Below are 24,017 nucleotides of genomic sequence, written 5' to 3' on the forward strand. Positions count from 1 at the left end.
TTAACATCTTTTCAGGTCCACTCAAAGCCCTTGCATCAGCGCTGCCCCGTCCCCATTGTAGGGTCGGTTTATTAACCTGCCTTCGGGCAGACTGTTGTCAACCGCCGCACATTACGGGGACATGCCAATGATCGAGGTGAGTCATCTCTGTCGGAATTACGGCGACTTTGCGGCTGTCCGTGATGCCTCCTTCACCATCCGGCCCGGCGAGATCGTCGGCCTGCTGGGGCACAACGGCGCCGGCAAGTCCACCATCATGAAAATGCTGATGGGCTATCTGGAACCCTCCTCCGGTACCATCCGCATCATGGGCGAGGACATCCGCGAACGTGGCGCGAAAATACGCGAACGCATGGGATACCTCCCGGAAAGTCCGCCCATCTATCCGGAAATGGCCGTCGTGGACTATCTGGATTATGCAGCGGAACTCCGTGGCGTGCCCTCGGACCAGCGCGCCCGGGCCGTGCGAGAGGCCATCGAGCGCACCGATCTGCGCGACAAGGCGCTGGCGCCCATTGCCACACTGTCCCGGGGTTACAAGCAGCGGGTCGGCGTGGCCCAGGCCATTCTCCACAAACCGGACATTCTGATACTGGACGAGCCCACCAATGGTCTGGACCCGTCCCAGATCCATCACATGCGCGAACTGATCCGCAGTTTCCGCGAGCATGCCACGGTCATTCTTTCCACCCATATCATGCAGGAAGTCAGTGCCGTCTGTGACCGGGTACTAATGATCCGCCGGGGCGAGGTAGCGCTGGACGCCTCGCTTGAGAGCCTGCAGCGCAGCCAGCACGTGCGGCTGTCCACGACGGCGTCCGCGGATCAGGTCCGCAAGGCCCTGTCGGCCGTCCAGGGCATCACTGGTATGGATCCGGTCGCAGGCGGTGTGCGCATTGCCGTCGCAGAGGGCCATGCGCCCGAGGCCCTGATTCCGGATCTGGCCCGCGCTCTGGTCCAGGCCGACATTCCGGTACAGGCCCTGCATCCTGAAGTCCGTGATCTGGAAACCGTGTTTGCTGAAGTGAATCAGGTGAAGGAGGTGTCCGATGCAGCCTGAGCACGCCATTCGCCGGATCGCGCGCAAGGAAGTCACCCAGTTCTTTGCGTCCCCGGTTGCCTTCGTGTTTCTGGCCACCTTTCTGGCCGTCACCCTGTTTGCCTTCTTCTGGGTGGATGCGTTCTTTGCCCGCAACATCGCAGACGTGCGCCCGCTGTTCAGCTGGATGCCGCTGCTGCTGGTCTTCCTCGTCGCCGCACTGACCATGCGCATGTGGAGCGAGGAACGCCGTCAGGGCACACTGGAGTTCCTGCTCACCACGCCGGTCAGCACCCTGAGGCTGGTGCTGGGCAAGTTTCTTGCCTGCATGGCGCTGCTGGCGATTGCTCTGGCGCTCACCCTGCCCTTGCCGGTCACCGTCTCCTTCCTCGGCAAGCTGGACTGGGGCCCGGTGATCGGGGGTTACATGGCCACCCTGTTTCTGGGGGCCGCCTACATCGCCATCGGTCTGTATGTCAGTGCCCGCTCGGAGTCCCAGATCGTCAGCCTGATCGTCACCTCACTGGTGGGTGTGCTGCTCTATCTGCTGGGCTCCGGCCCGCAGGTGGGTCTGTTCAGCTATGACGTGGCCGAGGTGATGCGCAAGCTGGGAACCGGGTCGCGCTTCGAGTCCATTACCCGCGGCGTGATCGACGTGCGCGACCTCTACTACTACCTCTCGCTCGTCGGCGTTTTCCTGACCCTGAACGTTCTGGCGCTGAAGAAGGAAGGCTGGGCGAAGGACAACCATGCCGGCACCCATCGCCAGTGGCACCTGTTTGCAGGTCTGCTGATTGCCAACCTGCTGCTGGGCAACGTGTGGCTGGATCAGGTCAAGTCCCTGCGCGCCGACCTGACCGCTGACAAGCGCTACTCTCTCAGCGGCGTGACCGAAAACTATCTGGGTCAGTTGCAGGAACCCCTGCTCATTCGCGGTTACTTCAGCGCCAAGACCCATCCCCTGCTGGCGCCCCTGGTGCCCCAGCTGAGGGATCTGCTCAAGGAGTACGAGGTGCTGGGTGACGGCAAGGTTCGGGTGGAATTTGTCGATCCCCAGTCCGATCCGGAAAAGGAAGATGAGGCCAACAGCAAGTACAACATCAAACCCGTACCGTTTCAGGTGGCGGACCGCTATCAGGCCGGTCTGGTCAACGCCTACTTCCATGTCCTGCTCAGTTACGGGGATCAGTATGAAGTCCTGAGCTTCCGCGACCTGATCGAGGTGAAGGAAAAGGGCGAGGGCGAGCTGGACGTGCGCCTGCGCAACCCCGAGTACGATGTCACCCGGGCCCTGCGCAAGGTGCTGTATGCCTACCAGACGGGCGGCAACCTCTTTGCCACGCTGAAGAAACCGGTTCAGTTCCATGCCTATGTATCACCGGACAGCAAGCTGCCGGCCGAACTGGTGCCGTTCCGGGCCACCCTGGAAAAGGTGCTGAAGGAAACGGCCGACAAGGCGGGTGACCGCTTGACCTGGACCGTGGAAGATCCCGACGCCAAGGGCGGCGAGCTGGGCCGCAAGCTGACCGAGGAATTCGGTATCCAGCCCATGCTCCGGTCACTGCTGGGCACCGATACCTTCTGGTTCACACTGATGCTGACAGACGGGGATCAGTACGTTCAGCTGGCATTACCGGAGCAGCTCGATGAAGAGGGCTTGCGGAAGAACCTGGAAGCCGGCCTCAAGCGCTTTTCCGCCGGCTTTACCAAGACCATTGGCATGCTGGCGCCCGAACAGCCACAGGGCCCCTATGCCCAGTTCAACCCCGCCCCTGGCTTCAACATGCTCCGGCAAAAGCTCATGGAAAGTGCAACGGTCCGCGATGTGGATCTGAAGGACGGCAAGGTCCCTGCGGATCTGGATGTGCTGCTGGTACTGGCACCCCGTGAGCTCACCGAACTGCAGCAATATGCCATCGACCAGTTCCTCATGCGCGGAGGCACGGTGCTGGTGGCCGCCTCCCCCTTCTCGACCGAGCTGACGGCACGCAACCTCAGCGCACGGGAGCAGAAGACCGGGCTGGAAGACTGGCTGGCACACCACGGGCTGACGCTGGAGAAACATCTGGTGGCCGATCCTTACAACAGCCACTTCCCGGTGCCCGTGACACGGCGGGTCGGTCAGTTCCAGTTCCAGGAAGTGCGCCTGCTGGACTATCCGTTCTTCATAGACGCACGGGATGACCGGCTCAATCAGGATCATCCGACCACCAAGGGGCTGCCGCAGGTGACTCTGGCCTGGGCATCACCCATCAAGGTGGATGACAGCAAGCAACAGGGCCGTACCCTGACCACACTCATCACCTCCAGTGATCAGGCCTGGCTGACCGACGGCGAGGACATCACGCCGCGCATGGATAATGGCCAGCTCAGCCCCTGGCAGCCGGAAGGCGAACGCGGGCGCTACACCCTGGGCGTGATGCTGGAGGGCGTCTTCACCTCGGCCTTCGAGGGCAAGGACAACCCGCTTCTTGCGGCGGCCCGCAAGAAGGCGGAAGCAGCAGCCCAGAAGGACAAGGACAAGGCTGAAACCGACGCGACTCCGGAAGAAGAGCGTGTACCGCCCTTCGTGAGCAAGTCTCCGGACGCAGCACGGCTGTTCGTGTTCGGTTCCGGCGAGTTTCTGGCGGACCAGACCATCCAGCTCACCAGTTCAACGGAGCGGGCGCTGTACCTGAACAGCCTGCAGCTCATTCAGAATGCCGTGGACTGGGCACTGGAAGACCGCGGTCTGCTCACCATCCGCTCGCGCAGCCAGTTTGCCAACACGCTGATCCCCATGGATCAGGATACGCAGGCCTTCTGGGAGTATCTGAACTATGTTCTCGCTGCTCTGGGCGTGGCCCTGGTCTATGCCCTGTTCCGCTGGACACAGCGTCGTCGCCTGCAGGCGTACGCACGCATGCTGAATCTGGAGGTGTGACATGAAGCGATGGATTTCCTGGTTATCCGTATTGCTGGGCGTTCAGGTGCTCCTGAGCGCCGCCCTCCTCTGGAGCGGTCAGAAGGCCAGTTTCAACCAGGTTGAACCGTTGTTTGCATCCCCGCTGGCTGAAGCGGACAAGATCGTGATTCACGATGAGGATGGCAACGAAGTCACCCTGGTGCGTGACGGTGAGACCTGGAAGCTGCCGGACCTTTACGACCTGAAGGCAGACCAGAGCAAGCTCCGCAAGGCACTGGAAACCCTCTCCGGGCTGAAGAGGGGATGGCCCGTGGCCCGGACCGAGACCAGTCATGAACGCTTCAAGGTGACGGACAAGGTTCATGTCCGCAAGATCACCTTCTACAAGGGTGACAGCCCATGGCAGACGGTCTACCTGGGCACCTCACCGGCCTTCAAGCGCATTCATCTGCGCAAGGATGGCGAAACGGAGGTGTATGCCGTGGACTTTGCGGCTTATGAGCTGCCGGCCAAGGCTTCAGACTGGCTGGATACCCGTGTGGCGGCCGTGGATACGGATGCCCTGAGCCGGATCGAAGGCCCCGACTTCGCGCTCGTCCGCGATGGCGATCAGTGGAAGCTGGAAAAGGTGCCGGAGGGCAAGGTTCAGGATGACAAGGGTGTGGAATCCCTGCTGGATGACCTGAAGACCCTGAGTATTCTGGATGTGCTGGGCAAGGCACCCGAGCCGGAGTACGGACTGGATTCGCCGGTGGTGAACTGGACTCTGACACCCAGGTCCGGTGCGCCCTTCACCCTGCGGCTCGGCAAGCACAAGGATGGCTGGTACGCCCTGCAACGCAGTGACATGCCGCTGGTGTACAAGGTGGCTGCGTACGTGGGCGACAAGCTCGCTGCCATGGGAATCGGTCCGCTGACCAAAGCGGCGCCGGCACAGGACACCGAGCCCGCACGGCGCTCAGAAACCGAACAATAAACCAACCGCTCCCCCGGCGGCCGGTCATGCGCCGGCCGCCTTCACTGATAGCGTTTCATGGCCTTGGCCATGACGGCATCCCGTACAACGGCGATCTCGTCCCAGATCTTCATGGCCAGATCCCGATGCTTTTCCATGAAAGCGTGGCTGAAGATCAGGTAGTAATGCTTGGTACGCAGTGGCGGCTCAAGTTTTTCGATCTTGCCCTCCGGATCATGAGCAGCCAGCCACGGATCCGCCACGCAGTCCTGATGAGCCATGGCCGAGATCCGGCCGAGCTGCAGCATCCGGAAGCCCTTTTCCGTGCCTCTCGCCTCAAACACCTTCAGGCCAAGCTGGCGCAGATCCTCAGCGATGGAATACCCCTCATTGGCACCGATCACAATGTTGCCCCCCCGCACAGTCTTGCCATCCCAGATCACCGGCTCACCCTTCATTCGGTACAGATAGTAGGACAGTGTGGCCAGCCGCCTTGAGGGATCAGGCAAGCCGTTTCGCTCCGGGTAGACCCCTTGCCGGGTGCGTTCAGGCTCATAGGAATACATGAAGGCGCCCTCCAGCTCATTCTTGCCCAGGGCCCAGAGCACACGCTTGTTGGGATAACGGATAAACTCGAACCGGATGCCCAGGCGCGCCCTCACTTCCCTGATCACTTCGAAAGCGATGCCGGGCGGTGACTGGTCATGGCCGATCTGCCAGGGTGGCGCCGGGATTTCGGAGTACCCCAGCCTGACCGTTACCTCTTCTGCCCGGGCGGACACCACCAGCAGGCAGAACATGGCGGCCATGCAGGATCTGAGCACGAAACGGATGATGCGTGCAGTCGCCACGCCTTCCTCCCCAGTGATTCCGGACGTTACAGACAGTGTAGTCCAGAAAACCGGCCATCACCGAATATCACGGACAGCGTGGGCACAGCGCAAAAAAATCCCCGGTCCATGCCGGGGATCTTCGGGGCCTGGTGAATACGTGGCTTACTGGCTCTTGCTCACCATGTATTCCACGGCATTCCGGATTTCTTCATCCGAGCAGTTGCCGCATCCGCCCTTGGGAGGCATGACGTTGATGCCGTTCAATGCATGCTGCAGCAGCGTGTCCTCGCCCTGAGCAATACGCGGTGCCCAGGCATCCTTGTCGCCAACCTTGGGTGCACCGGCCGCACCGGTGCTGTGGCAACCGGCACACACGGCATTGAACACTTCCTCACCTCCGCGGGCTGCCGCAGCGACAGGAGCCGGTGCCGCGCTGGCACAGGGATCGCCCGCCACACAGACGGTGCTTACCGGCTTGACCCGCTCGGCAATCTTGTCAGTTTGTGCACCCGCAGATACCAGCCCGGAAAGGGTAACCAGGGATGCTGCCATTACCACCAGTTTGATCAGAGCCTTCACAACGATTCCTCATCAGCCGTTCATTTTTTGAGTAAGCGCATTATACCCCTGACCCCATAAAAATAAAGGGAATCGCAGCGATCCTCCCCCTTTTCCACCAATCCCCCCTCCCACCCCCTCCACAAAAAATGTGCAGATGAAGGATGTGCCTGACATCCGCCTGATCAAACATGACCCTGCCTCATTCCAATAACAAACCTGCACAAGGACACAACTATGGCAACACGACACCCTTTCCGGCATGCAACGCTCCTGGCGTTCTCTGCCCTGTTGCTGACCGCCTGTGGTGGCAGCGGCGGAGGCGGATCGGACTCCGCTACCACACCCCCTTCCGGCACCGGCAGCGGCACACCACCTGCAGCCAACCTGGTCAGCCTGACTGACGGACAGGTCGCGCTCTACTACAAGCGTGATGACGACAGCTATGACGGCTGGGGTCTGCACCTCTGGAACGGCGGTGACTGTACCGCACTGGCGGACAGCAGCCTGCAAGGCGTGGACTGGGCCAACCCGAAGGCGGCAGATGGCATCAGCCCGGATTATGGCGCGTACTACATTCTGAATACGACGGCCAGCACCGGCTGCATCAACTTCATCATTCACAAGGGCGACGAGAAGGCCCTGGGCAGCGCCGACAAGCAATTCGACCTGAGCCAGGGCCGTTATGCCTTTACCTTCCATGGCAACAGCACCGTGTACTACGAGCCGGTGACCACGGCGCCCGTGCAGCTTGAAGGCGCGGCGGCGCACTGGCTTTCCCCGTCAGAGCTGGTCTATCAGGCCGGCGACGGCAATACGGTCACCCTGTACTACTCGCAAACGGCCGGCATTACGGTGGACGTCAATGCCGATCCGCCGGTATCCGGCGGGACTGCGGTCAGCCTGACCGCCGGTACGCTGTCGGATGCCACCAAGGCCGCCTTCCCGCATCTGGCCAGCTGGTCCGCCTGGCAGCCGGATGTGACGGCAGAGCAGGCCGCCACGCTTGCCCGGTCGCAACTGGTGGTGGCAGAGACCACTCCCGCTGGTAAACTGGTGAAGGCCACCCAGGTCCAGACCCCCGGCCTGATTGATGCCCTGTTCTACACGGACGCACCACTGGGTGCCCGGGTGGAATCGGACGGGGTGCACTTCGATCTCTGGGCACCCACGGCCCAATCGGTAACGCTGCATCTGTATGACGCAGACAAAAACGAACTGTCCGGGTCGCCGGTCAGCATGACCCGCGGTGACAAGGGTGTCTGGACTTATGTGGGCGACAGCAGCCTCAACCGCACCTACTATCGCTACGAGATAACGGTCTATCATCCGGCAACCGGCAAGGTCGAAACCCTGACCGTTACCGACCCCTGGTCGCTCAGCCTGTCTGCCAACAGCCAATACTCCCAGGTGGTGGATCTGGATGATGCGGACCTCAAGCCGGCGGGCTGGGATTCACAGACCGTGCCCACCGTTTCCGCACCGGAAGACGCCACCATCTATGAAACCCATATCCGGGATTTTTCCGCCTCGGATCCCACCGTCCCGGAAGCCCATCGCGGCAAGTATCTGGCCTTCACGGATTCGGGCACGGATGGCATGACCCATCTTCAGGCGCTGAAAACCGCAGGTCTGACTCACGTCCAACTGCTGCCGGCCTTCGACATCGCCACCATTGACGAAGATCCGGCCAGCCGGGTGGATCTGGACAATACCGTCGCCGAACTCTGCGCGCTCAAGGCCTCCGCAGCCGTTTGTTCGGATACCGCCGTCTCCCGGAGCATGACCCTGCGCGCGCTGCTGGAAAGCTACGACCCCACCACCGGGAAGGCCCAGGCCCTGATGAACGACCTGCGCAGTCTGGACAGCTTCAACTGGGGCTATGATCCTTATCACTACAGCACACCGGAAGGCAGCTATGCCACCAATCCCGAGGGCACGCCCCGGATTGTGGAGTTCCGCCAGATGGTCAAGGCTCTGCATGACCTGGGACTGCGCGTGGTGATGGACGTGGTGTACAACCACACCAATGCCTCGGGCGTGGCGGACAAGTCCGTGCTCGACAAGGTGGTGCCCGGCTATTATCACCGCCTGGATGACACCACCGGCGATGTGGCCAATTCCACCTGCTGCGCCAATACGGCTTCGGAGCACCGGATGATGGCCCGCCTCATGCGCGACTCGCTGGTGGTCTGGGCCCGCGATTACAAGATCGACGGCTTCCGCTTCGATCTCATGGGTCACCACATGAAACAGAACATGATCGATGCGCTGGCGGCCGTACAGGCCGTGGACCCGGATACCTACTTCTACGGCGAAGGCTGGAACTTCGGCGAGGTGGCCGACAATGCCCGCGGCACCAACGCCACACAGCTCAACATGGCCGGTACGGGAATCGGCACGTTCAGCGACCGGCTGCGGGATGCGGTGCGTGGCGGTGGTCCCTTCGACAGCATGGATGCCCTGCGCACCAATCAGGGTTTCGCCAATGGACTGTATACTCTGCCCAATGAGAAGAACAGCGGGGCCGATACCGAGAAAACCCGGTTGCTGGAGTTGGCGGACATCATCCGCGTGGGCCTGGCGGGCAACCTGAAGGACTTTGTGTTCACCAACAAGGATGGCATCAACGTCACCGGCAAGGACGTGGATTATAACGGCCAGCCTGCAGGTTACACCGATGACCCGCAGGAAGTGATCAGCTATGTGTCCAAGCATGACAATCAGACCCTGTGGGACAACAACCAGTACAAGATTGCGTCCTCCGTGCCCACCGAAGACCGGGTGAGAATGCAGTTGCTGGGCTTGAGCTTCCCGTTGTTTGGCCAGGGCGTGCCCTTCATCCACATGGGCAGCGAGCTGTTGCGTTCCAAGTCCATGCAGCGGGACAGCTATGACTCGGGTGACTGGTTCAACCGGGTGGACTTCAGCAAGCAGGACAACAACTGGAACGTGGGTCTGCCGCGGCAGGACAAGGATGGTGACAACTGGCCGCTGATCCTGACCATTCTGGCCGATACCAATGCCGACCCCACATCCACGGACATTGATCTGGCTGACCAGGTATTCCGCGAGCTGCTGAGCATTCGCAACAGCTCACCCCTGTTCCACCTGACCACCCGGGACGAGGTGATGAAACGGGTGGATTTCCGCAACACCGGCAAGCACCAGATCCCCGGCGTGATCGCCATGTCCATTGATGACGGCCTCTCTGCCGGTGCAGATCTGGACAGCCAGCACGAGGCCATTGTGGTGATCTTCAACGGCACCAACCAGTCTCAAACGCTGGATATTCCCGGCGCCTCGGGCTTTGCCCTGCATCCGGTGCAACAGACCTCGGCCGACACGCGCATCCGCAGCGCCAGCGTGAGCGGCAGCCAGTTCACCGTCCCAGCCCTGACCACGACCGTGTTCGTCAAGGCGCAGAGTGGTGCACAGGGCAACGGCCTGCCGGTGGAGGCCAAGTCACTGGGTGAACGGCCGCCCTATGGGAATACCACGGTGTATCTGCGCGGCAGCCTGAATGGCTGGGCGACAGACAACCCGCTGAACTTCGAGGGCGGCGGCGTCTATGCATCCACCGTCACCCTGACGGCCGGCACCTACGAGTTCAAGTTTGCCAATGAGAACTGGACGTCACCCAACATTGGCTGGGGCGGTTTCACCACCGCTGCGGACTCGATCGCCCTGAGTGATCCGGGTAACGGGAACATTCAGGTCGTGATTCCTGCCGACGGCGACTATGTGTTCACGCTCAATGCTGCCGACACCAGCGCCCTGCAGGTGAGCGTGAAGGCCGCCATGCCCTGAAGCAGAAGGATCTTTCCTGTGTCATCGGCCCTTTACCGCCACCTTCGGGTGGCGGTTTTTTATGGTTCATCGCGCGTTTCGTATCTGTTCGTTCGGACTATCCGATATGGGCGCGTTTTTCAGCAGTTCCCTAAAGCACTATTGAAAACTTGTCAGCCCAACGTTTGGCTTCGTCTCTGTTTACAGCACCTTCCTTTATATGGGCTTTGAGCATGGTGCCAAGCAGCTCCTTCAAGCGATCTTCTGATGTAAATTCTTCTATATCACCGCGCCCCCGAATTCCATGTTCTCTCTCCCCGACGAAATATCTGTATCCGTCAAACCGGCCTACGCCATAATCCTCTTGTGCGTATTCATCCCATTTATGAATACCCCAATCCATGTCTCCTCCAACACCTCCCCCACAAGCAGGTGTTCAAGCACGGACTCAGTATTCTTCAGTTCAGACAACCTGTTCAAGCAATATTTAATGGCCCATCCAGAACCAATCCGTAATGAACCCATATCAAATATTTCTCTCTTCATCAAATTAAGGACCTCTGAAAAACTCTCCAACGTCTTGCCCCATGAACTCACGGAACAGGAAAATCAGTGCATTAAATGCCGTGCGTGGCGTATTGATGGAACAGAGCTGGTCCACCGCAAGGTGTGACAAAAATGGTCCGATATCCGACACTCGCATCTCTTCTGCTGAACCGTAGCCATGAAATCGTAAAAGCGGCGCACCCAGAAGCTGTAGGTCTTTTCCGTCTTGTAGGCTAAGTTCCGGGCGCGAATATAACGCCTGAACCGATCTATAAATCGGTTTGAATCGGCTGGAATCGGTGCGCGAACATCCATTGTAACGTGCCTTCTGCTCCGTGATTTTTATGTCTATATATACAGTATTGAAGTGTTGTAACGCAAGAGTTGATCAGGGTAGGCTGCGCGGAACTTTTGATCCTGCGGTTATGTGGAAAATAGTGCCAGGCCGTCATGCTATCCCGGATATTGCGACACATCTGACGCCTATCTGCCGGACAGGTGACGCCTTTTGATGTATGTTGGGGTTGCAAAGAATTGTTTTTGATGCGAAATTTGACACCGGAGAATAGACGAGCTCTTGGGAGATAGCACCAGTGTGTCATTGAATAAAATGTTATGCGCCAAATGATTTAATCCATTTAAAGGAGAAAGGAATGGCTAAGGCAAAAGTAATATTTCAGAAACTGATCCAGGACTCTCAAGATTACGGAAGTGATGATCAGCACATGGTTTCAAGAGCATTCTTCACCGTAGACGTTGAAGGTAACGTCTCGGGAGAAGCTTATGTGGATATAAAGCAGCCTGTAGGTTCCGACTTCGAAACAACACCCCTAGAAGTCTCAAGGCCTGTTGGATATAACGGGCCATTTAATTACGAGGCATTTAGACAGGCTGCTGAGGATTACTATCGAAGTTTGGTTGGTAGTCAAGGCTCTGGTATTCATATTGCCGGTGGTAGCAATATTCGAATGCAAAATAATACTTTCTTTCAGCAGGCGGTTGTTGAGGTTGAAGTCAGCAAAGAAAGTCCAGCATGGTAAGCGCATAACAAGGCGCTCGTTCGGACGCAAACTACGCTGCGCTTCGTTTGCGCCGCACAGCTTAAACGTTATACGTAAAGCGCCGCCAAATGAAGAAAAATACAATTAAATCAATAGCTTTTGTTGCAGTCATTACTGTTGCCGCTTCCTTAGTAGCAGATATACCTTACATCTATACATTATGTGGTATTTCCGTTTGGGTTGCTGTTGGTCATTTAATTACACTAGACGATGATATGCCGGGTGAGTGGAGTAATCCGGATGAAAATAAAAAACATTGGCATCAATCTTTGTTAATATTGTTTTGCAAATTTGCTGTAGCGCTATTAATAGGTATATTAATATTTGTATTTCCTGTTTTAGTAAAATTTGGGGCATAAAAATCAAAATATTGTGTATTATCAGCAGTTGTAGCAACAATCGTATAACAATGCGTTATGAGCTGTAAGTATGAATGAAGAGTGGAACTTCGAAGAGAAATCATCAAGGTCAACCAAGGTCACAGTTTTACTGATAGTCTCTTTCGTAATTGGGGTTTCAGTTTGGGCCTACTTCTTTCCTGTTATTACTTATTCCGCCGTATTTTGGGTAGGTATTGTTTTAATGGGCTTACCTCTTTATTGTGCTGCTGAGGATTTAGTTAACTTAGGTTTAGATCGTAAATTTATTAAAAACTGGCCTAGGTTTTTACGTTTAACTTATGGGATTATTTGGGTATTAATTTGTATGGCTATTTGCATGGCTGTCATTGGTGTTTTGTCATCAATGCTCGTGCAATGACCGCAACTATGCTCATAACCAAAAGCACCAACGGACTCCATAATCTGTCGCGGTTTTTGCAAAGAAACGCAAAAGCCCCGCCAAATTATTACGCCGTTGTGCTAGGCGTTATGCCTCAGGAGAAGCCAATGTTCGGGCTGTTTAAAACGAAATCTAAGCCAGAAATAAAGCGAGGCTCAGAAGCACCTGTTGAGCCTTTCGAAATTTTGCTGCCTGAAGAGTTAACTCAAGGCCAAATTCCAGATCTCCGTATTGGCTCAAAAGTACTTGATATACTCCGGGCAAATGAAAATGATGTGCAAACTCTTGAAATCTTTGAAGGCATGCCCGTTGTGAATTCAAATAACGCTCAACTCAAAGAATTTGCAAATGTTGTAAACGGCGCAAAACAAACGCCAGCTTTAAAAGAGCAAATTGGCTTAATGTGTTTTGCACCAAAGACACCTGATTCTCTAGGTGTGCTTTGCTGTCTCGTAAATGGTGTTCTGCATGAGTTCCATATTGCCAATCGCGGTGGCGGCGCAACATTGAACTATCAATTTACAAGGGTCGTACATGCAAAGGCATAACAAGGCCATTAAATTCGCTCCCTACGGTCGCCGGACGCTCGCAAGCTCGCGCCGTTTATGGCGGCGTTATAAGAAGTCGTGTCGTAGTGGTTCTGGCTGTCGGGTATCTGGTTTAACATCGGGGTTGGCCGCCCTTCGCTAGAACCCAGTTAACCGGCTTTATTTGGTGCAGCTGTTCCGGTGCCAATAGAAAAATCGAAATAGGGCTCACATCAATCTTCTTGCTGTGGTGTGCCCATCGAGAATTCAGTACAGTCTGAGACACAGGCAACAACCGAAGGGAATCACAAAAGTTTGGTGGTGTCAGTAACTGATCTTGCCCAGCAATAGTGGACACCTCATTAAGCGAGTACACTACGCTACAGAGGTGAACCATGGCAAGAAAGAACACACAAGGTAAATCAACACGCAAGCGCTACTCCGAGGACTTCAAGAAGGAGGCGCTGGCGTTGGCTGACAGCGTTGGCATCAGTGCGGCAGCCAAAGACCTGGGATTGCACGAATCACAGCTGTATAACTGGCGCAGCAAGGCCAGGCAGGCCCAGGGCCAGAGCGAGGCCGAACAGCAGCTCGCCGCGGAAAACGCCCGCCTCAAGCGGCAACTGGCACAACAGGCAGAGGAGCTGGCCATTTTAAAAAAGGCGGCGGCGTACTTCGCCAAGAGCCTGAAGTGAAGTACGTGTTCATGCAGGCACATGAAGGAGAGTTCCGCCTGAAAACGATGAGCCGTGTTCTGTGTGTTTCACGCAGTGGCTATTACGCCTGGCGCCGCAGGCAGGTGGCACGCTCTGCGCGTCAGCAGCGCCGTGAAGCAACAGATCAGGCCGTCAGTGAGGCCTTCTGGCAGAAAAAGGGACGTTATGGTGCTCCCCGGCTGGTGGCAGAAATGGCCGAAAACGGACATGCCCTGAATCGCAAGACCATCGCAAAGAGCCTGCAGCGACAGGGCTTGCGTGCCAGAGCTGCCAGGAAGTTCAAAGCGACCACACAGTCGAAACACAATCTGCCGGTTGCCCCGAATCTTCTGGAGCAGAAATTTGAGGCGACGGCACCCAACCAGAAGTGGGTGGGTGACATCACATACCTGTGGACGGACGAAGGATGGCTGTATCTGGCAGTTGTGATTGACCTGTTCAGCCGGATGGTTGTGGGCTGGAGCATGTCTGAGCGCATGACAGCCGACCTTGTCTGTAATGCGCTTGGTATGGCGCTGTGGCGCAGGGGCATGCCCGAAGGCATGATCGTTCATTCCGACCGGGGAAGCCAGTATTGCTCCCGTGATTACCAGAAGCTGATCAGGGTGCACAATCTCAGGTGCAGCATGAGTGCGAAAGGCAACTGTTACGACAACGCCTGTGCCGAAAGCTTCTTCCATTCCCTGAAAGTGGAAGCCATACACGGGGAGCAATTCAGAACCCGAGAACAGATGCGAAGGGCTGTGTTTGAATACATTGAGGTGGATTACAATCGGGATCGCAGACACAGCGCCAACGGCAATCTGAGCCCGGCAAAATTTGAGACACTTAAAGTCGCTTAGTTGAGTGTCCGTTGTTGGTGGGTAGGATCAAACAGAGTAATATGTCCACAAAATAACAGTTTGAGATGTCCTCCCGGTAGGGGCTGCTGACATCCGCAACCCCTTGTGCCTGAGGGTGTGGGTGGTATTGTACAGGGTGGCGGGTCTGACGCCGTTTTCGGTCGCCACCTGCTTGTAGATGGGTGATCCTGTGGAGCGTCCCGATGCACGTTTCCGACCTTGCTAACGCATGTCCGGCACTTGCCCCGGCGGCACAACGCATGTGCACCCGGTTGTCAGACCTGCTGATTGCTCAGGCCCCCGAGCTTGCAGGCCGCCTCTCCGGAGTACCCTGTACCGTGCTCACCGATCCCGGGTTTCTGTCCCTGCGCGAGCACCTTGTGACCACACAGTGCCTGGATACCCTGGTTCTGCTGCCGGATCACACCGGCTATGCGCCGGATCCGGTTTGTGCCCTGCTGATTCTGAACGTAACGCCAAATCCGCAGGAAATACTGATGGTGGATCTGACTTCGGATCTGGCGTGCGCACCCTGCAGCGTCGAACCGTTACGTACCACAACCGACAGGCTCCTCAGGCTCTGGCAGCGTGTCCGCTCAGTGGCCCTCCTCCCGGATGAGGTCAGCTCTCCGGTCTGTTATGCCCATGAGTTTCGTTCACCGCCCTGTGTGGTGATCGAGACCGGACGCGCGGCACTCGTCAGTCCCGAAGCCATCCGGGCACACCATTTCAGCCTGGATGTCCCGGTGTACCTGGCCTGAGACTGAGACGCAGGCTTCAGCGAACAGCCGAGAGGCTCAGACGGTACGGCCTACCGCAACACACGTTCCAACGCCTGCCGCAATCCGCCTTCGCGCTCGATGCGCCGTTCCACACCGGTCTGCCAGACATCTGCGCTGGCCAGAAGGGTAAGTCGCCGCTTTGCACGGGTCAGGCCGGTGAAGATCAGCTCCCGGCTGAGCAGACGTTCGGCGTCTTCCGGCAGGAGCATCAGGACCTCGTCGAACTCCGAGCCCTGCGTCTTGTGGATGGTCATGGCGAAGACGGTTTCCACTTCCGGCAGGCGGTGAACGGGGAATGTCCGGTAGCCTGTGCCGGATTCCGATTCGAACAGGGCCACTTTCTGTCCGTCCTGTTCCCAGATCAGCCCCACGTCACCGTTGAACAGCCCGACGCCGTAATGGTTGCGGGTCACCATGATGGGACGCCCCTGGTACCAGGGCCCCGAAGCCGTGCCGGCCCCCACCCCCAGGTGCTGCTCGATCAGCGGGTTGAGCTGCTCCACCCCCCAGGGGCCCTGACGCAAAGGCGTCAGCACCCGGAAGGTCTTGAGCGCCTCGAAGGCTTCGTCCGGTGTTTTGGCCTGCAACAACCGGCGCCAGTGAGACTTGCCGGCGTCGAGGAGGGTTTGCGCTTCCCAGAGCGGATGCCAGCACAGGTCCTCCGCGGGGGGATTGGCCAGAATGTCGGCAGCCAGGGCCAGTTGCCCGTTCTGCAATGCCCGGGCGAGCCGCCCGATACCGCTGCCCGGATCAAAACGGCGGCTGTGGTACAGGGCGGTATGCCAGGGGGCGCCGACATGGGTCGACACAGGCACCGTCTGGCCAGTGACGGCCTCAATCCAACTCGCATCGTCCTTCAGGTAGTGTTCATCCGGTTCGCGCACCAGCTCGGCAAGGATGCCGCCCACGCCCACCGCCGGGAGCTGATCCGGGTCGCCGATGAGGATCACGCGTGTCTTGTCCGGCAGCGCCCGGAACAGGGCCGTCATCAGCGGCAGATCCAGCATGGACACTTCATCCACCACCAGCACATCCAGATCCAGCGGCTTGTCTTCGCCATGGATGAAGCCGCCCGAACCACCGCGAACACCCAGCAGACGGTGTACGGTACAGGCTTCTTCCGGAATGGCACGGAGAAGTTGTGCATCCACGCCTTCATTGAGCAGCCGCTGTTTCTGCCCGATGATGGACTCGGTCAGCCGCTGTGCGGCCTTTCCGGTGGGTGCGGCCAGGGCCATGGCCACCGGTCTGGCGGACAGGGCCGCGAGTGCCACCAGCAGCCGGGTGACGGTGGTGGTCTTGCCCGTACCCGGCCCGCCCGTGAGGACGGTCAGGGCGTGGCGCAGCGCATGAGCCACGGCAACACGCTGCCAGTCCACGTCCTCCGCCGACGTCCCCTTGAACAGCTGGCTGATCCGGGCCCGGACGGATGCCTCATCGGGCAGTTCCACCGGTTGCCGGTACTTGCGACCCAGCCGTTCGGCCAGCTCCTGCTCCAGCGTCCACATGCGCCGGGTGTATAGACGTGGCGGATCGTACTTCAGCGGCTCGGGATCGTCCGGCGAGACCGGCGACAGCTCGCTGAGCAGGGCATGCAATCGCTCCGGACCGGGAAATTGAAAGCCCTCCGGGGGGGTTCCGCTTGTGCGTCGGTCCAGAGCCGGGTACCGGCCAGACGGTTGACATCCAGACACACGTGCCCTTCTGCCTGCGCCTGCAGCAGTGCCAGCGCGACGTGAGCCAGCAGCGTGCGGTCCGCGTCGTTTTCCAGATGATAGAGGGACAACATCTCGGTGACGGCAGCCCACTGTCCGTAGTCCACCTCGCCCAGTCGCGCTGCCACATGTTTCCAGTCCTGTCGCTTCATGCCTCGGCCTCCCCCGCAAACAACGCATCCCAGCGGTGCAGCACCCCGACCGGCACACAGGTGACCGCCACACCGGTGCCGGTTTCGGGCGCCATGCCCCGCAGATACAGATAGACCATCCCTCCCAGATGGCGTCCGGGATCGTAGTCCGGCAGGCGCTGCCGCAACAGCCGGTGCAGCGCCACGCTGTAGATGAGCCCCTGCAGGTCATAATGATGCTCGGCCATGTTCTCCGCGATGGCGGCTGCGGAGTAGTCATCCGTCCGGCCTCCCAGCCAGGTGGATTTGTAGTCCGCCACCCAGTATCGTCCGTTGGCCTCGAAGATCAGGTCAATGAACCCGCGCATCATGCCTTCCACCGTTTTCAGACTCAGGTGGACCGGCTGGCCATCACGCCAGTCGGCCAGTGCCTCCTGAATCCGGTTGACGGAGGCATGAGTCGGGAAAAAGAACTCCGCTTCACGCAGGGTGCGTTCGGCAGGCAGGTCACGCAGCCTGACCGGGCCTTCCGGCAGCGGTATGGGCGTGTCCAGGACTTCATCCATCCACTGCGTCAGTTCATCGCGGTCCTGTGGGTCCAGTCCGGCCCCCTGCGCCCAGGTGTCCGCGAGAGCCGGCCAGTCGGGCCGGGTGAAATCCGCATGTTCCAGCAGGGCGTGGAGAATTTCACCGGTCTGGGCGCCCGGCCTCATGCGAAAGCGCAGGGGTAGCGGCTGCGCCGGCCCGGTGACGGCCCGGTCGTCATCATCCCGTTCGGGGCGGATCTGTTGTTCGGGGTCGTGCAGTCCGCGGGCCAGGGCGGTGAAGGACAGAACGCGCCAGTGCCGGTCTATATTGCCGTTAAACGGCTTGTGGACCAGCACGGTTTCATTGGTCAGGTCTGCGCCAGTGGACGCGGACTCATTTTCTGTCGTTGAACGCGCCGGCCTGAGGGTGGCAGCGTCTTCCAGCACCCGGATGGCCGAAGGGTGGGCTTCGGCCAGGGTCTTCAGTTGTCCGAACGCACCGGCACCGCCCAGCGCTGCGGCGAGAGGCGGCGGCAGGCTCCCTCCCCGTGTGGTTTTTTCCTGCCCGAGCCAGGGCATGTAACAGCGGTAGATGGGCCGGGTCAGTGCCACATAGAACAGCCGCATGGACTCCTCTTCCGCTTCCCGGGTGTCTCTTTCCTTCACGGATGGGTCAGAAATCAGTCCCAGTTCCAGCCCGTCCCTGCCGGGAATGACCGCGACACTGCCGGTTCTGTTCGACTCGGTGTAATCCGCGAACGGCAGGAAGACCACCGGGAATTCCAGCCCCTTGGCGCCGTGCATGGTCATGACGGTGATGACATCATCATCCCGCTCCAGCCGCAATTCTGTCCCTTCCGGTTCGGCAGCAGGGTTGGCGAGCGCGCTTTCCAGCCAGGCAAGCTGATCTTCAGGCGCCGGATGTTTCAGCGCCGCCTGCTGCATGAGTTCGGCAAGATGGAACAGGTTGGTCAGGCTCCGGTGGGAGCTTTGATCCTGCAAGCAGTAGTAGCCGAAAAATGCCTCGTGGAGCATGGCCAGTACCCTGCCCCGTTGCCAGAGCTCACGCCAGCGGACAAAACGCTCATACCAGGTCTGCCACGCCTCGGGGTCTTCCTTCAGGCGAAAGAGTGCCTGTGTGTTCAGGCCTGCCCAGGGGGTGGCCAGCGCCGTCAGGAAGGCCTGCTCCTGTTCCGCATGGAGCACACCGCGCAGGAAGAACCGCAAATGGGTAGCCTCCGGCGTTTCAAAAACCCGCTTGCGGGACTTCGCAGCCGCTGCCGTGAGCCCTGCTTCCCGCAAGGCCTGCATGACCATTTCCGCCTGACCATGACTGCGAACCAGAAAGGCCATGTCCCTGCCACGCAGCGGCCTGGTTTCATTCTCACCGCGGATCTGCGCCTCCTGCAAGAGACGGCGGGCTTCCTGTGCGCACCACGCACAGGCCAGGCGCTTGAGCTCATCGGCGGACAGTTCCTTGTCGTCATCCTGATCTTTATCCGCCCCGTTTTCATGCAAGACAGGAATCACCACGGCTGCATCCGTCTGGCCGGGATCGATCAGCGTGCCCAGCTTGTGCGGCGACTGGGCTGCGGTCACCGGTTGATAGCGGATACCCACCTGCCCGAACACGTCTTCTCTGGCGCTGAATATGGCGTTATAGGCCTCCACCATCTGCGCGGTGGAGCGCCAGTTGCCCCCCAGTGTCCAGGCCTGATCTGCCTGCTCGCGGGCCCGGAGGTACGTATGCACATCCCCGCCGCGGAAGCGGTAGATGGCCTGCTTGGGGTCGCCGATCATGAACAGGCCGTGTTCATCCCTGACGCGCGCCAGGGTGTAGAAGATATCGAACTGGGCCCGGTCCGTATCCTGAAATTCATCCACCAGCATGACCGGATAACGTTTTGCCAGCGCCCGGGCGAGCATGGAGTCCGGCTCCCGTGCCACCGCTTCGTGCACCCGCTGGATCATGGCGCTGAAGTCCATGACGTTCCGCTGGCGGCGCAACCATTCCACCCGCTCCCTTATCCAGCGGACAGCTTCCCGGACCGCGGCTTTTCCGGACCGTTGCGCCATCTCCCGGACCCGTGCCTTGAGTTGGTCGAAGGGCGCGCCCTCAGCCGTGACCGCCTTGAAATGCTTTGAACGCGGATTGGGGGAAAGGGTGCTTCGTCCTGAATCGCCCGCAGCAGTTCCGGGTCCGCCTCGCCGTCATCCGAAACAAAGCGCTCCAGGAGCGGCTCGAAAGCGGCAAGCCATTGTGCAAACTTTTCCGCGTCCTGTGTGGGTTTGGGTCGTCTGGCGTCCTCCTGAAGCGCACCCTGGATGTCTGCGCGCACCTGTGCCACCAGTCGCCCGAGCTCTGCGGGTGACATCACTGCCTCGTCATCTTCCGGCAGCCGGACCAGGGTATTGCCGAGTGCCGCCTTCAGGGCCCCGACACAGGCCTCCGGTGTGGGCCACAGTTCGCGGGTGTAATGATATTGATCCGGATCGTCCGTCAGGAGACGGTAGTAATCCCTGGCGGCCTCAATCAGAAGGCGGTCACCGTCCGTCTCGACCTCCTGGTCAAAGGGCTCCCCGCTCTGAAAGGCCTGTTCCTTCAGCACTCGCGAGCAAAAGCCATGGATGGTGTGGATCTCTGCCAGATCCAGATCCTGTGAGGCCGAGGCCAGGAGCAACCGCGCTGTTGCGGCGTCATGCCGTGCAAACAACCATTGCTCAAAGGGATCCTCGGTGGTTTGTGTGGCCCACCTGGCGTTGAGCTGGACCAGGTATTCTCCGATGCGCCCCCGGAGTTCCTGAGTGGCGGCTTCGGTAAAGGTCACCACCAGGATATCGCGTACAGTCAGTTTTTTCTCAAGCAGTGCCCGTACAAACAGGCGGGTAATGTTGTAGGTTTTGCCCGTACCGGCGGAGGCTTCGATCAGATGCACGCCGGAAAGGGGCACCGCGGTCAGGTCCAGTGTCTGCATGTTGTGCGTCCCGGTCATTGGCTGTCCCCTTCACTGAACAGTGTCCAGAGCGATGCCAGTACCTGTGCCCAGTCATCCTGCCAATCCGGCCGGACTGACCAGAACAGGGCATAAGGCATCTTTTCACCGTTCGGGCGCGAATTGTCGCTCCACCCCTCTGACGCCATCCACCACTTCTCCCAGGTCGCGGGGACATCCAGTGCCTTGAGGCCATCCCTTTTCTGTTCGTTGAACCAGGCATCCAGTGGCAGGGGAACCGGTGCGGACCAGAATACATGGAGCAGATCGACCAACCGGTTCAGCAACTCAAGCGCCTGCGGGCCCGAAAGGTTGACCGGGGGACAGCTGTATTCGTCCACTTTGTCCCCGGCGCGCCCCAATACCCGAATCCCGGCATTCGCCAGATCGTCTTCACCGGCAGCCTTCAGTATCCGGGCCAGGAGCCGGGCCTGAACACGATGCTTGCCCTTGAGGCGCGAGGGGCTGGCCAGAAAGATCTCTTTGTCCGCCTTCCAGAATCCAACCTGCAAAGTGTGGCCGTTATCCAGCATGACCTGGCGCTCCGTCCACTGTGGTGCGTGGCCTCCCGCTGCGGTCCGTAACGCCTGAGCCATGTCCTCGGCCACCCGTATCTCCGTGTCCAGCAGTGCTTCGGGATCCGGCGACGCCGGCAACAGCCCGCCATACATCACCTGTTTTCTCAGCTCCGGCAACCGATCCGGCGCCTTCAGGGACTCCCGCAGCCAACGGTCACGAATTTGCCAGCCTTCCAGTCCGCCCAGCACAAACGGCTCGGCCTCAGGGTCCCGTTCCACCTCATCCAGCTTCAGTCCCAGTACCTGCCTGGCAAACTGGCCGACCGGATCGTCCAGCAGCTTGACGATGAAGTCCAGCGTCAGGACTTCGGGCAGCCGGACCTGCAGGGGCGTGCTTTCCGGTTCGCCGGGCGGCTCGCCTTCTGCAATGCCGGAAAGGTGCTGTGCGACCTTCAGCCAGCGCGCATCATGGGATTGCAGCGGTGCCCCCGGTGTGTAATGGGCCGGATCAAAGGGCTGCAGGGGCAACTGTACCGGCCGTTCAATCCCCACAACATCCATCAGGGTCTTCAGCGGCCAGGCCGGTTCACAGACACTGTCGTCCCGGATGGAGCGGCCCACGTAGCTGAGATAGAGGCCGTCCCGGGCGGAGAGAATGGACTCCAGGAACAGATAGAGGTCATCATCCCGCCGTGAGCGGTCCCCCCAACGTGGGGCTTCGGCCATCTTGTCAAAGGGCAGCGGCGGCCGGTTGCGAGGAAAGCTGTCCGCAGAGAGGCCGAGCAGGCAGACAATCCTGAATGGCACACTGCGCAGCGGCACCAGGGAACAGAAGGTCACACGACCGGCGAGGTATCCGCCCTGCACCTGATGATCGCCCAGCGACCGCCGCAGCGCGGCGCGTACCACGGCCAGGGGCAGCGGCGCGCTGACACCGGCCCGCTGGACAGCCTGCACCCAGGCACGCAGAGCATCACGGATCTGTTGCCAACTGGCACCGGTGTCCGGCGTCTCGGCATAGAGGTCCTGAAGGGTCTCGAGCAGCAGCACCGACCACGCCTCCGCGGTGCGTTCCTGACACAATGCCCGGCGGGCCGCCTGCAGGTGGTCGATAAACTGCATCACCTTGCCCGCCAGGGAGAGGGCCTCGGCGTCCGGAACATCCGGCACCGTGACCAGTTGCGCGCCCTCCAGCACCACCGGCGCATCGCCCATCACGGCACCCAGCAGCAGGCGCCGCAACCCCTGCAGCCAGGTAAACTGGTCACGCGGCGGCAGTCCCTGTGATCTGAGGTGTTCTGCATCCAGGCCGCGGTAGATGGCCGCCTGATCCATCCACTGTTCAATACGCTGCAATGCGTCCTCACCCCAGCCCCAGCGCGACCGGGCTGCGGGCAGGCGCATCTGATCCAGTACCCAGCCCCTTTCGAGCCGGGACTCGGGCAGACTCAGCAACGCCAGGAAGGCGCGGATCAGCGGGTCGGCATCCGCGGCACGGCGGTCAGACAACGTGGCAGGCAGCCGGGTGTCCTGCGTGCTGCCCGTCAGGTCGAAGACCGCTTCGACCACGGGCGCATAACGCTCGATTTCAGGGGTCATCACCACGACGTCCCGGGGCTTCAGCGTGGGATCCGCCTCGAAACGCGCCAGAAGCCAGTCATGCAGGGCCTGTACTTCGCGCAGCGGACTGTGGGCGGAGACGATCTGAAAGCTGCCATCCATCTGCCCGGTTCGGGCACGCTCCGGCTCCAGTGTCAGCAACGAGCCCTGCAGGGCAGCCAGCGTATGTGAAGCCTGTGGCTCGACCCAGACCTGCTGCCCTGATCCCGTGTCCCGCTCCGCCAGCGAGTTGAGCCAGGCCTGCCCCTGACGACCGAGCTGGGCCAGCAGCGGGTGCCCCTCCTGCAGTGAGAGGGTTTCCGTATCCGGCGGCGTGACGGGCTGGCCCAGACGCAGTGCCCGGGCCGCTTCGCCGAGCTGCTGACGCCGCGACCGCAGGTCGCCCCACCAGGCCTCGGAAGGGTTGAGTACGTATACATGCACATCCTGGGTCTGTGCCAGCGCATCCAGCAGTTCCAGCCAGACCGGCGGCAGCATGTGCAGTGCAAACAGGCGCAGGGTGTCGGCGCTCATCCCGGCCGGTCTGCCCCGGGCGGCCTCCAGGGCGGCATGGAGCTGATCCACAGGGGTCGTCTCGCCGCCGGCCAGTGCACGCCACAGGCAGGCCTGCCAGTCATTCGGGTCTTCGCCGGCCTGCCATTTGCGCAGCATGTCGGGCCGGTACATGAGGTACTGTTCGAACAGGTCTGCAATTTCCGCGGCCAGCTGGTAGCGACCTCCGGCAGACCGGGTGCGCTCGATATAACGGCGCGGCACCTCGAACACGGGATCGGATGCCCATTCGGGCCGCCCCATGAGGTCATGGAGCGACCAGGCCATGACCTCCCGGGTCCAGCGTTCTCCGTCCGTCAGATCTGCGCAGAGACGACGCACCTGGCGCCACATGAAGCGGCTGGCCAGCGGAAAGTCATAGTTCATGGCAATGCCGTCGGCCTCGGCCAGATACAGGCTCAGCCAGTGCTGAACACCCGGATGCGGCACGGCAATGGAAACAGGCGTCAGCGGGTGTGCGGCGGGCTGGTGGCGCAGATGGGCCACCAGTGTTTCTGCCAGATATTCAAGTCGGTTGCTGCTGTGAAGATGGAGCATGGGTGCGGCTGATCCTTCAGTACGTGACTCCCTAAGCTTGCCACAGCTTTGCGCCACCTGCCTACCCGAAAAATTTTTCAGGCGCGCTGCG

18 protein-coding genes and 1 pseudogene are annotated in these 24,017 nt (G+C 59.8%); 10 read left to right on the forward strand and 9 right to left on the reverse strand.

The window, feature by feature from the left end; all coding sequences use genetic code 11:
* The first annotated feature begins 127 nt into the window (after positions 1-127).
* Genes AAIA72_RS09450 through AAIA72_RS09460 form a run of 3 tightly spaced genes read left to right on the forward strand, consistent with a single transcriptional unit; the run spans position 128 to position 4,920 of the window.
* Positions 128-1,060, forward strand: a complete 933-nt coding sequence (locus tag AAIA72_RS09450; protein WP_369600074.1) for an ABC transporter ATP-binding protein — start codon at positions 128-130, stop codon at positions 1,058-1,060.
* A complete protein-coding gene (locus AAIA72_RS09455) occupies positions 1,050-3,962 on the forward strand; it encodes a DUF4350 domain-containing protein (RefSeq protein ID WP_369600075.1) in 2,913 nt (970 codons plus the stop codon). Before AAIA72_RS09450 ends, AAIA72_RS09455 begins: the two co-directional genes overlap by 11 nt.
* Before the next feature lies 1 nt (position 3,963).
* Positions 3,964-4,920, forward strand: coding sequence for a DUF4340 domain-containing protein (locus AAIA72_RS09460; RefSeq protein WP_369600076.1), 957 nt, complete (start codon positions 3,964-3,966; stop codon positions 4,918-4,920).
* A 41-nt stretch (positions 4,921-4,961) separates the two neighbouring features.
* On the opposite strand, the gene AAIA72_RS09465 is transcribed toward AAIA72_RS09460, so the two are convergent.
* Both AAIA72_RS09465 and AAIA72_RS09470 read right to left on the reverse strand, forming a co-directional pair.
* Complete coding sequence (locus tag AAIA72_RS09465; protein WP_369600077.1) at positions 4,962-5,750, reverse strand: substrate-binding periplasmic protein; 789 nt, start codon at positions 5,748-5,750, stop codon at positions 4,962-4,964.
* Positions 5,751-5,894: 144 nt separating this feature from the next.
* Complete coding sequence (locus AAIA72_RS09470) at positions 5,895-6,311, reverse strand: cytochrome c5 family protein (protein ID WP_369600078.1); 417 nt, start codon at positions 6,309-6,311, stop codon at positions 5,895-5,897.
* 216 nt (positions 6,312-6,527) lie between these two features.
* Here AAIA72_RS09470 and pulA point away from each other — a divergent pair, with 216 nt between their 5' ends.
* Positions 6,528-10,100, forward strand: coding sequence for a pullulanase-type alpha-1,6-glucosidase (gene pulA, locus AAIA72_RS09475; RefSeq protein WP_369600079.1), 3,573 nt, complete (start codon positions 6,528-6,530; stop codon positions 10,098-10,100).
* Positions 10,101-10,230: 130 nt separating this feature from the next.
* On the opposite strand, the gene AAIA72_RS09480 is transcribed toward pulA, so the two are convergent.
* Positions 10,231-10,482, reverse strand: coding sequence for a hypothetical protein (locus tag AAIA72_RS09480; protein WP_369600080.1), 252 nt, complete (start codon positions 10,480-10,482; stop codon positions 10,231-10,233).
* Positions 10,483-10,629: 147 nt separating this feature from the next.
* Positions 10,630-10,940, reverse strand: a pseudogene (locus AAIA72_RS09485) (site-specific integrase).
* Between the two features lie 338 nt (positions 10,941-11,278).
* Here AAIA72_RS09485 and AAIA72_RS09490 point away from each other — a divergent pair.
* The 6 genes from AAIA72_RS09490 to AAIA72_RS09515 all read left to right on the forward strand — a co-directional run bounded on the left by AAIA72_RS09490 (position 11,279) and on the right by AAIA72_RS09515 (position 15,312).
* Positions 11,279-11,665 carry a hypothetical protein gene (locus tag AAIA72_RS09490; protein WP_369600081.1) on the forward strand — a complete coding sequence of 129 codons (387 nt, stop codon included), beginning with the start codon at positions 11,279-11,281 and terminating at the stop codon, positions 11,663-11,665.
* A gap of 89 nt (positions 11,666-11,754) precedes the next feature.
* On the forward strand, positions 11,755-12,045 hold the full coding sequence (locus AAIA72_RS09495) for a hypothetical protein (protein ID WP_369600082.1): 291 nt from the start codon (positions 11,755-11,757) through the stop codon (positions 12,043-12,045).
* Between the two features lie 70 nt (positions 12,046-12,115).
* Entirely contained in the window at positions 12,116-12,445 is a 330-nt protein-coding gene (locus AAIA72_RS09500) for a hypothetical protein (RefSeq protein ID WP_369600083.1), read from the forward strand.
* Positions 12,446-12,573: 128 nt separating this feature from the next.
* A complete protein-coding gene (locus AAIA72_RS09505) occupies positions 12,574-13,014 on the forward strand; it encodes a hypothetical protein (protein WP_369600084.1) in 441 nt (146 codons plus the stop codon).
* Positions 13,015-13,388: 374 nt separating this feature from the next.
* Positions 13,389-14,551 (forward strand): IS3 family transposase gene (locus AAIA72_RS09510; RefSeq protein WP_369600085.1). Its coding sequence is split into 2 segments (ribosomal slippage): positions 13,389-13,647 and positions 13,647-14,551, totalling 1,164 coding nucleotides; the frame shifts between segments, so codons are not numbered across the junction.
* 203 nt (positions 14,552-14,754) lie between these two features.
* Positions 14,755-15,312 carry a hypothetical protein gene (locus AAIA72_RS09515; protein WP_369600086.1) on the forward strand — a complete coding sequence of 186 codons (558 nt, stop codon included), beginning with the start codon at positions 14,755-14,757 and terminating at the stop codon, positions 15,310-15,312.
* Between the two features lie 50 nt (positions 15,313-15,362).
* Here AAIA72_RS09515 and recD read toward each other — a convergent pair whose 3' ends face one another.
* From recD to recC, 5 genes are read right to left on the reverse strand one after another with little or no spacing between them, the layout of a single operon-like run.
* Positions 15,363-16,931, reverse strand: coding sequence for an exodeoxyribonuclease V subunit alpha (gene recD / locus AAIA72_RS09520; RefSeq protein WP_369600087.1), 1,569 nt, complete (start codon positions 16,929-16,931; stop codon positions 15,363-15,365).
* Entirely contained in the window at positions 16,874-17,200 is a 327-nt protein-coding gene (locus AAIA72_RS09525; RefSeq protein WP_369600088.1) for a hypothetical protein, read from the reverse strand. Before AAIA72_RS09525 ends, recD begins: the two co-directional genes overlap by 58 nt.
* Positions 17,197-19,782: a UvrD-helicase domain-containing protein gene (locus tag AAIA72_RS09530; RefSeq protein WP_369600089.1), complete on the reverse strand. Its 2,586-nt coding sequence runs from the start codon at positions 19,780-19,782 to the stop codon at positions 17,197-17,199. The genes AAIA72_RS09525 and AAIA72_RS09530 overlap by 4 nt, the downstream gene beginning before the upstream one ends.
* Complete coding sequence (locus AAIA72_RS09535) at positions 19,731-20,699, reverse strand: UvrD-helicase domain-containing protein (protein WP_369600090.1); 969 nt, start codon at positions 20,697-20,699, stop codon at positions 19,731-19,733. Before AAIA72_RS09535 ends, AAIA72_RS09530 begins: the two co-directional genes overlap by 52 nt.
* Positions 20,696-23,926, reverse strand: coding sequence for an exodeoxyribonuclease V subunit gamma (gene recC / locus AAIA72_RS09540; RefSeq protein ID WP_369600091.1), 3,231 nt, complete (start codon positions 23,924-23,926; stop codon positions 20,696-20,698). Before recC ends, AAIA72_RS09535 begins: the two co-directional genes overlap by 4 nt.
* Positions 23,927-24,017: the final 91 nt, after the last annotated feature.

It is taken from the genome of Thermohahella caldifontis, assembly GCF_041153465.1.
GTDB lineage: Bacteria > Pseudomonadota > Gammaproteobacteria > Pseudomonadales > Oleiphilaceae > Thermohahella > Thermohahella caldifontis.

Bases quoted from the DNA above. Each gene is read 5' to 3' on its own strand.
- AAIA72_RS09450 (WP_369600074.1), top strand. From the start codon at position 128: ATGATCGAGGTGAGTCATCTCTGTCGGAATTACGGCGACTTTGCGGCT.
- AAIA72_RS09455 (WP_369600075.1), top strand. From the start codon at position 1,050: ATGCAGCCTGAGCACGCCATTCGCCGGATCGCGCGCAAGGAAGTCACC.
- AAIA72_RS09460 (WP_369600076.1), top strand. From the start codon at position 3,964: ATGAAGCGATGGATTTCCTGGTTATCCGTATTGCTGGGCGTTCAGGTG.
- pulA (WP_369600079.1), top strand. From the start codon at position 6,528: ATGGCAACACGACACCCTTTCCGGCATGCAACGCTCCTGGCGTTCTCT.
- AAIA72_RS09480 (WP_369600080.1), bottom strand. From the start codon at position 10,482: ATGGATTGGGGTATTCATAAATGGGATGAATACGCACAAGAGGATTAT.
- AAIA72_RS09490 (WP_369600081.1), top strand. From the start codon at position 11,279: ATGGCTAAGGCAAAAGTAATATTTCAGAAACTGATCCAGGACTCTCAA.
- AAIA72_RS09495 (WP_369600082.1), top strand. From the start codon at position 11,755: ATGAAGAAAAATACAATTAAATCAATAGCTTTTGTTGCAGTCATTACT.
- AAIA72_RS09500 (WP_369600083.1), top strand. From the start codon at position 12,116: ATGAATGAAGAGTGGAACTTCGAAGAGAAATCATCAAGGTCAACCAAG.
- AAIA72_RS09505 (WP_369600084.1), top strand. From the start codon at position 12,574: ATGTTCGGGCTGTTTAAAACGAAATCTAAGCCAGAAATAAAGCGAGGC.
- AAIA72_RS09515 (WP_369600086.1), top strand. From the start codon at position 14,755: ATGCACGTTTCCGACCTTGCTAACGCATGTCCGGCACTTGCCCCGGCG.
- AAIA72_RS09525 (WP_369600088.1), bottom strand. From the start codon at position 17,200: ATGAAGCGACAGGACTGGAAACATGTGGCAGCGCGACTGGGCGAGGTG.
- AAIA72_RS09530 (WP_369600089.1), bottom strand. From the start codon at position 19,782: ATGGCGCAACGGTCCGGAAAAGCCGCGGTCCGGGAAGCTGTCCGCTGG.
- AAIA72_RS09535 (WP_369600090.1), bottom strand. From the start codon at position 20,699: ATGACCGGGACGCACAACATGCAGACACTGGACCTGACCGCGGTGCCC.
- recC (WP_369600091.1), bottom strand. From the start codon at position 23,926: ATGCTCCATCTTCACAGCAGCAACCGACTTGAATATCTGGCAGAAACA.